Origin of the sequence: Micromonospora sp. CPCC 205554, from assembly GCF_036902745.1 — a bacterium.
In the GTDB taxonomy this organism is placed as follows: domain Bacteria; phylum Actinomycetota; class Actinomycetes; order Mycobacteriales; family Micromonosporaceae; genus Micromonospora; species Micromonospora tulbaghiae.
Genome location: NZ_JBAKHP010000072.1, coordinates 1 through 802, shown reverse-complemented (window position 1 = coordinate 802; position 802 = coordinate 1). Strand labels below are relative to the sequence as shown.

General features: G+C 68.6%; 1 protein-coding gene. It reads left to right on the top strand.

Annotated features, from left to right (window positions below):
- Positions 1–802, top strand: an 802-nt coding sequence (locus V6U82_RS31515) for an ABC transporter ATP-binding protein (protein WP_334467656.1), incomplete at both ends; no start/stop codon positions are given.

Here is an 802-nt window from a genome sequence, read left to right as displayed (position 1 = left end):
TGGACTTCGACGTGCGGCCGGGGGAGACCCTCGGGCTGGTGGGGGAGTCCGGGTGTGGGAAGACCACGACCGGGCGGATGCTGGTGCGGCTGCTGGAGCCCACCGCCGGGTCGATCGAGTTCGCGGGGCGGGACATCACCCACGCGAAACGTGGTGAGCTGCGCGGACTGCGGCAGGATTTGCAGATCATCTTCCAGGACCCGTACGCGTCGCTGAACCCCCGCCACACGGTCGGGCGGATCGTGGCCATGCCGTTGCAGGTCAACCGCATCACCCCACCGGGCGGGGTCAAACACCGCGTGCAGGAACTCCTCGAACTCGTCGGGTTGAATCCGGAGCACTACAACAGGTATCCGCACGAGTTCTCCGGCGGCCAACGCCAGCGCATCGGCATCGCCCGCGCCCTCGCCCTGAAACCGAAACTGATCGTGGCCGACGAACCCGTCTCCGCGCTGGACGTGTCGATCCAGGCGCAGGTCATCAACCTGCTGCGCAGCCTGCAACAAGACCTCGATCTGGCGTTCGTGTTCATCGCCCACGACCTGGCCGTGGTGCGGCACTTCTGCCACCGCGTCGCCGTCATGTACCTCGGCAAGATCGTCGAGATCGGCGACCGCGACACCATCTACACCCGCCCCCAGCACCCGTACACCCGGGCACTGCTGTCCGCCATCCCCGACGTCACCGCCCTCGGCCCCGCCGGACGCATCCGCCTCACCGGCGACGTGCCCACCCCACTCAACCCGCCGTCGGGCTGCCGCTTCCGCACCCGCTGCTGGAAGGCCACCGACCACTGCGCCAC